This window comes from Streptomyces sp. NPDC016309 (assembly GCF_043077235.1).
Taxonomy (GTDB): domain Bacteria; phylum Actinomycetota; class Actinomycetes; order Streptomycetales; family Streptomycetaceae; genus Streptomyces.
The window spans coordinates 181,641-187,878 of sequence record NZ_JBIBSG010000007.1 but is presented as its reverse complement, the minus strand read 5'-3'; the positions used below and the strand labels follow the sequence as shown (position 1 = coordinate 187,878).

The 6,238-nt window shown below is 72.7% G+C and carries 8 protein-coding genes; 4 read left to right on the top strand and 4 right to left on the bottom strand.

All coding sequences use genetic code 11. From position 1 onward, the window contains the following. The coding region (locus tag ACF068_RS19445; RefSeq protein ID WP_392275480.1) for a multiprotein-bridging factor 1 family protein at positions 1–274 on the bottom strand (274 nt) is incomplete at its 3' end. Between the two features lie 213 nt (positions 275–487). Between ACF068_RS19445 and ACF068_RS19440 the strand changes: the two genes are divergently transcribed. Beyond that, entirely contained in the window at positions 488–922 is a 435-nt protein-coding gene (locus ACF068_RS19440) for a hypothetical protein (protein WP_392275479.1), read from the top strand. Here ACF068_RS19440 and ACF068_RS19435 read toward each other — a convergent pair. From ACF068_RS19435 to ACF068_RS19425, 3 genes are all read right to left on the bottom strand, one after another. Beyond that, on the bottom strand, positions 900–1,691 hold the full coding sequence (locus ACF068_RS19435) for a putative protein N(5)-glutamine methyltransferase (protein WP_392275478.1): 792 nt from the start codon (positions 1,689–1,691) through the stop codon (positions 900–902). The two genes, ACF068_RS19440 and ACF068_RS19435, sit on opposite strands and share 23 nt — an antisense overlap. Positions 1,692–1,972: 281 nt before the next feature. After that, positions 1,973–2,467 carry a MarR family winged helix-turn-helix transcriptional regulator gene (locus ACF068_RS19430; RefSeq protein WP_392275477.1) on the bottom strand — a complete coding sequence of 165 codons (495 nt, stop codon included), beginning with the start codon at positions 2,465–2,467 and terminating at the stop codon, positions 1,973–1,975. Next, entirely contained in the window at positions 2,464–3,093 is a 630-nt protein-coding gene (locus tag ACF068_RS19425; RefSeq protein ID WP_392275476.1) for a DJ-1/PfpI family protein, read from the bottom strand. The genes ACF068_RS19430 and ACF068_RS19425 overlap by 4 nt, the downstream gene beginning before the upstream one ends. Before the next feature lie 204 nt (positions 3,094–3,297). Here ACF068_RS19425 and ACF068_RS19420 point away from each other — a divergent pair, with 204 nt between their 5' ends. The 3 genes from ACF068_RS19420 (at position 3,298) to ACF068_RS19410 (ending at position 6,206) form a co-directional block, all read left to right on the top strand. Beyond that, positions 3,298–4,671, top strand: coding sequence for an aspartate aminotransferase family protein (locus tag ACF068_RS19420; RefSeq protein ID WP_392275475.1), 1,374 nt, complete (start codon positions 3,298–3,300; stop codon positions 4,669–4,671). 77 nt (positions 4,672–4,748) lie between these two features. Beyond that, positions 4,749–5,429 (top strand): GntR family transcriptional regulator, encoded by a 681-nt coding sequence (locus ACF068_RS19415; RefSeq protein WP_392275474.1) that lies wholly within the window; start codon positions 4,749–4,751, stop codon positions 5,427–5,429. A gap of 126 nt (positions 5,430–5,555) precedes the next feature. After that, positions 5,556–6,206, top strand: a complete 651-nt coding sequence (locus tag ACF068_RS19410; protein WP_392275473.1) for a hypothetical protein — start codon at positions 5,556–5,558, stop codon at positions 6,204–6,206. Positions 6,207–6,238 lie beyond the last annotated feature (32 nt).

Genomic DNA, 6,238 nt, shown 5'->3' with positions numbered 1-6,238 from the left:
TCAGCGTCGCGTAGAGCGACAGGCTCACCGCCTTCTGCTCCAGCAGCGCGTAGTTCTTGAACTGCTCCGGATACTTGTCCAGCCGGACATACATCCGCGCCTGCTCGAAGAGGCCCAGCCCGTCACCGAGCACCTTTTCCAATTGCACCAGCATCGCGTCGCTCGCCGGCTGGGCACAGGTCTCCATGGCGCTGACCGCCGCGCCCGTGAAGCCGATCTCCTTGCCGAGCTGGTCCTGGGTCCACCCCTTCCGTACGCGCATCTTGCGCGCCATGTCCGCCACGAGTCGCGTCGCCGGACCCGCCGTTTCCTTGTTCTCGGTTCGCGCCAAATTGCGTCACCGCCTCGATTCAACCGGTCTCAACCGGTCACAACCCGTCCCCGTCGAATTCGACTGCGGGATGGCGCCGTTTCCGCAGGTCAACGCGGGTCCGACGAGCCTCCGCAATCGTGCAGAACGCTAGCCGTGGCAGTCCACGATGTCCCTGTGAATGCGCCAAGTTGCCACCCGAACATCGAATGGATTCCGTCCTCCGGATTCCAACTCCGCAAGGCGGGCGTCCAATTCGACGCCGTGCGCGTCGACGGGGACGACGGCCGCCGGGCCGCAGACCTCCTGGAGCACATGACCGGCGGCGACCCGGGCCCCGTCGTCATCGAGGCGAACGGGCGGCGAGGCGTGTACTTCCTCCTCCCGCCGGGCAGCTCGGCGGGCCGCGCCTGGCCGCCCGGCGCGATGCCGTTCAACGCCGCCCGCTGGGCGGTGAGTTACGTACCCGTCCCGGCGCTCGGCGGGCGCACCTGGCCGCTCTCCTGGCGGTGTCCACCGACGGCCCCCGACCGGTTCGTCCACCCGTACCTGCTGCTCAGCACGCTGGTGGCCATCCAGCGGGCGACCGCTACGCCGCCCGGATCGCGATGACCACCGTGGCGTACAGGTCCTCGCAGGTCACCACGTGCGGGACGAGTCCGTCGGCGGCGACGACCGCCGCGGCGGCGGACGCCTGGCGTTCGCTGGTCTCGAACAGCAGGCTGCCGCCGGGGGCCAGCCAGGCGGCGGCCTCGGCGGTGACGCGGCGCAGGACGTCCAGGCCGTCCGCGCCGCCGTCGAGCGCCACGCGCGCCTCGTGCACCCGCGCCTCGGCGGGCAGGAGCTCCACCTCCTCGGTCGGGACGTAGGGCACGTTGGCGAGCAGGACGTCGACCCGGCCCCGCAGCAGCGCCGGGAGCGGGTCGTACAGGTCGCCCTCGTACACCCGCCCGCCCACCGCCGTGATGTTCCGGCGGGCGCAGCGCACGGCGGCGGGGTCGATGTCGGCCGCGTACAACTCGGCCCGGTCCAGGGCCGCCACGAGCGCGGCGCCCAGCGCGCCGGTGCCGCAGCACAGGTCGACGACCACGGCGCGGGGCGGGGCGAGCGCGGCGGCCCGGGTGACGAGGAACTCGGTGCGGCGGCGGGGGACGAACACCCCCTCGTCCACGGCCACCCGCAGGCCGTGGAACTCGGCCCAGCCGAGGACGTGTTCCAGCGGATGCCCGGCGGCGCGGCGCTCGACCATGGCGTCGAGTTCGTCCGGTGTGCGGGCGGTGGACAGGAGCAACTCCGCCTCGTCCTCGGCGAAGACGCAGCCGGCGGCGCGCAGCCTGGTGACGGTGCTGGAGAACGAGAGAGGAACCGGTGTTGCGGACATGGAAGCGGAAGCCTTTCGGGACGCCCATGGGCGCTCCCGCGTGACTCGTGACCCTGGTCTACGAGCGGTGGGAGGGGAGAGCCCTGCCTGACCTGGCGTTGATGGGTCTCACCTCCTCGGTAGGTCTCCTGCTGAACGCGGCCACATTACCCGACGGCCCTCCGGCGGACGGGAGATCCGTCAGGAGCGCGCCGGGCCGGCCGAGGGCCCCGATCCCGGCCCGACTCCCGCCCCCGCCCCCGCCCCGGCCCCGATCCCGACCCCCGCCCCGATCCCGGCCCCTACCCCGGCCCCCGCCCCGTTTTCGGGTCCGGCCCCGGTTCCGGGACCGAGATGGCGTCCAGCGCCTCGGACAGCCGCTCCAGGACCCGGGCCGTCTCGGCGAACGCCTCCTCGCCCAGCTCGGCGGTCAGGCGGGTCGCCAGCTCGGCGTGGCCCGGCTCTATGCGGGCGACCGTCACCCGGCCCAGCTCCGTGGGGGCGAGGAGCTTGGCGCGCCGGTGCGCCGGGTTCGGCAGGTACTCGGCCAGCCCCTCGTACACCAGCAGGTCCGCGACGCGCTGGACGCTCTGCCGGGTGATGCCCATCGCCCGGGCGATCCCGGACACCGGCAGCGGCTCGTGCAGCACCGCCCCCAGCACCTGCCACCACGACGCCGTCAGCCCGGCGGGCCTGGCCAGCTTCTCCGACACCGCCAGGAACTGGCCGTTGAGCCGGAACACCCCCAGCGCCGTACGGCTGAGCAGCCCCTGAAGCTCCTTCTCGACCCGGGTCACGCGTTCAGTTCCTCGTACGCGGCCGGGTCCGAGTCGTGGAACAGCCGGTACCAGGCGTCCAGCTTCGCGCCCTCGAACGCGCCCAGCAGGCCCAGCACCTCGCGGGCGAAGGCGACCGGCTCGGTGGGCCCGGCCGTGACGAGGCCGTCGTCGGTGACCGCGTCCGCCTCCACGTACCGCTCGGCGCCCTTGTAGCCGGTGGCCGCTAGGTAGAACGGGACCGCGCTGGTGTGGTCCCGGTCGTCCAGCAGCCCCTCGCGCGCCAGCCCGGCGGTCGCGCCGCAGATGGCGGCGACCGGAACGCCCGCGTCGAGGAACCTCCGCGCGGCGGCGGCGAAGGGGGCCAGGTCGTCCCCGGTGTCCCACAGGTCGGCGCCGGTGAGGATCAGCAGGGCGCTGTCCTCGGGCCGGAGGTCCGCGAGGGCCAGATCGGGGAGGACGCGCAGTCCGCCGATGGTGGTCACCGGGTCCGTCGTCGGCCCGACGGTCCTGATAGCGAAGCCGGAGCGTGCCAGCCAGGCGGTGGCGTGCCCGGTCTCCCAGTCGGCGAACGAGTCGTAGACGGCGAGGTGGACGGTCCTGCCGGGGTGGGTGGGGGAGGGGGTGGGGGAGTCGGTGCCGGACATGGGGGCCTCCTGTGGGCGCGTCGTCGGCTGTGCCGCGGATTCCGTACCTTCGTTCTACCTAATGACAGAATGCTGTCATCACGACAGGATGCTGTCAAACCCTTCCGTCCCCGCCGCACGCACGACACCCTGCCGACCCCCGCGCCTTCCGCCATACAAGATGGCCATACCGACGTCCGAGGCCCGGTCCCTACCCTGGGCGCCATGACCCCTCATGCCGATCCCGCCGCATCCGCCGACCCGCGGACCGGCGCCGCCGTCAAGGCCGCCGACCGCGCGCACGTGTTCCACTCCTGGTCCGCCCAGGGCCTGATCGACCCGCTCGCCGTCGCCGGCGCCGAGGGGGCGTACTTCTGGGACTACGACGGCAACCGCTACCTCGACTTCACCAGCGGCCTCGTCTACACCAACATCGGCTACCAGCACCCCCGGGTCGTCGCCGCGATCCAGGAGCAGGCCGCGAAGATGACCACCTTCGCGCCCGCCTTCGCCATCGACGTACGTTCCGAGGCCGCACGCCTCATCGCCGAGCGCACCCCGGGCGACCTGGACAAGATCTTCTTCACCAACGGCGGCGCCGAGGCCGTCGAGAACGCCGCCCGCATGGCCCGTCTGCACACGGGCCGCCCGAAGATCATGAGCGCCTACCGCTCGTACCACGGCGCCACCTCGACCGCCATCAACCTCACCGGCGACCCGCGCCGCTGGGCCTCCGACACCGCCTCCGCCGGTGTCGTGCGCTTCTGGGCACCCTTCCTCTACCGCTCGCCGTTCTACGCCGAGACCGAGGCCCAGGAGTGCGAGCGCGCCCTGACGCACCTGGAGGACACGATCGCGTTCGAGGGGCCGCGGACCATCGCCGCGATCATCCTCGAAACCGTCCCCGGCACCGCCGGAATCATGACCCCGCCGCCCGGCTACCTCGCCGGCGTCCGCGAGATCTGCGACCGGTACGGCATCGTCCTCGTCCTCGACGAGGTCATGGCGGGCTTCGGCCGCACCGGCGCCTGGTTCGCGGCCGACCACTTCGGTGTCGTCCCCGACCTGCTGACCTTCGCCAAGGGCGTCAACTCCGGGTACGTCCCCCTCGGCGGCGTCGCCATCTCCGCCGAGATCGCCGCGACCTTCGACGAGCGGCCCTACCCCGGCGGCCTCACCTACTCCGGGCACCCGCTCGCCTGCGCCGCCGCCGTCGCCACCCTCCAGGTGATGGCCGACGAGAAGGTCGTCGAACAGGCCGCCCACCTCGGCGAGAACGTCCTGGGCCCCGGCCTCCGCGAGCTCGCCGAGCGCCACCCCTCCGTGGGCGAGGTGCGCGGCCTGGGCGCCTTCTGGGCGCTGGACCTCGTGCGCGACCGCGAGACGCGCGAACCGCTCGTCCCCTACAACGCCCAGGGCGAGGCCAACGCCCCCATGGCGGCCTTCGCGGCGGCCTGCAAGAAGAACGGTCTGTGGCCCTTCGTCAACATGAACCGCACCCACGCGGTGCCCGCCTGCAACATCACCGAGGAGGAGGCCAAGGAGGGTCTCGCCGCCCTCGACGCCGCGCTCGCGGTCGCCGACGAGCACACCGTGTAACCGCCTCCATGCGCCCCCTCCGACCGGCCCGCCCCTGGCTTAAGGTGTCCGGAACCGGACGGAGGGGGCCAGGAGCCATGCCCGCGAGCGGAGCAGTCACCCGCAACACCCTGCGCCGGCAGGTCGCGGACGCGCTGCGTGACGAGGTGCTCGCGGGGCGTCTCCAGCCGGGGCAGGAATTCACCGTCAAGCACATCGCGGAGCAGTACGGAGTGTCGGCGACCCCGGTGCGGGAAGCTCTGGTCGACCTCACGGCCCAGGGCCTGCTCGACTCCGACCAGCACAAGGGCTTCCGGGTCCACCGGTTCTCCGTCGAGGACTACCGGGGCATGGTCGAGGCCCGCGCCCTCATCGTGGACGGCGTCTTCCGCCGCCTGTGCGACCGGACCGGCGCCCTCCGCGTCCACGGCGCCCCCCTGGTGTCCGTCCGCCGGCGGGCCGAGGAGGCGGCGCGGGCGGCGCGCGCCGGGGACCTGGACATCCTCATCGGGTACGACCTGCGGTTCTGGCGCGAGCTCAGCGGCTTCGTCGCCAACCCCTACATCGCCGACTTCCTGCACCGGCTGCGCGTCCAGGCCTGGGTGTTCGCCGTGCCCCACCTGCGCGCCTCCCGCGACCCCGGCGCCTGGCTGTGGAACGGCCACGAACAGCTCGTCGACGCGGTGACGCTCGGCGACCCCGACGCGGTGATGGCGGCCATCGACGCGTACAACGAGCACTCCCAGCGGTGGGCCGACCATCTGGACGGGCTGGGCTGACGGCACTTACCCCTCATGGCGGGTGGGTATGGGAAGTGCACCCGAGCCGCGCACCGGCGCTCGCCGGCCCGTCCCACCCCCGGCCGTCGCCGCGTACGTACGTAACGGAAGGAGAGCGAGTCTCCCTTGGCTTGTGACCTGTGGTTGGTCCCCCTCGTCGACGTGCTGTGCCACAGCCCCGACAATCCCTTCGCGGAAGAGATCGCCGCGTACGACAAGGCCCTCACCGCGTCCGGCCTGCCGACCGTGCCCGTCTTCGCCTACATGCCGGGACTGTCGGGCGACGTCGCCCCGGTCGCCGGCTTCGACTACGACGCGCTGCACTTCCTGCGCCGCGCCTACCTGCTCCAGATCTGCGGCCTCGCCGTCACCCCGGTCGACGAACTGGGCGGCGACTACGAGCAGCTTCTGGAGATGTTCGAGTCGACGGCACAGCAGTCGCACCTGGTGTGGCACTACGACCACGCGGGCGCGTACGTCCCCGTCGACTTCCCCACGCCGCTGTCCAACGAGGAACTGCTGGCCGGCGGCGGACCGCTCGGCTCCGCCCAGGGGCTGCTGCGCGAGCTGGAGTACGTCGCCCCGTCGATCGGCATCGACCCGGCGAACCCGCCGGCCCCGCCCCGGCCGCCGGAGCGCCCCACGGCCCTGGAGGAACCCGCCGGGCCGATCCCGTACGACGACAGCCCCTTCGCCCGGGAGCGGCACGTGTGGCTCGGCCTGCACGCGGCGGCGACCCGCAGCCTGGGCCAGGGGTCGATGATCATCTTTAGTTGACGGGTCCCGCCGACCGGGCCGAGCGGGCCGGC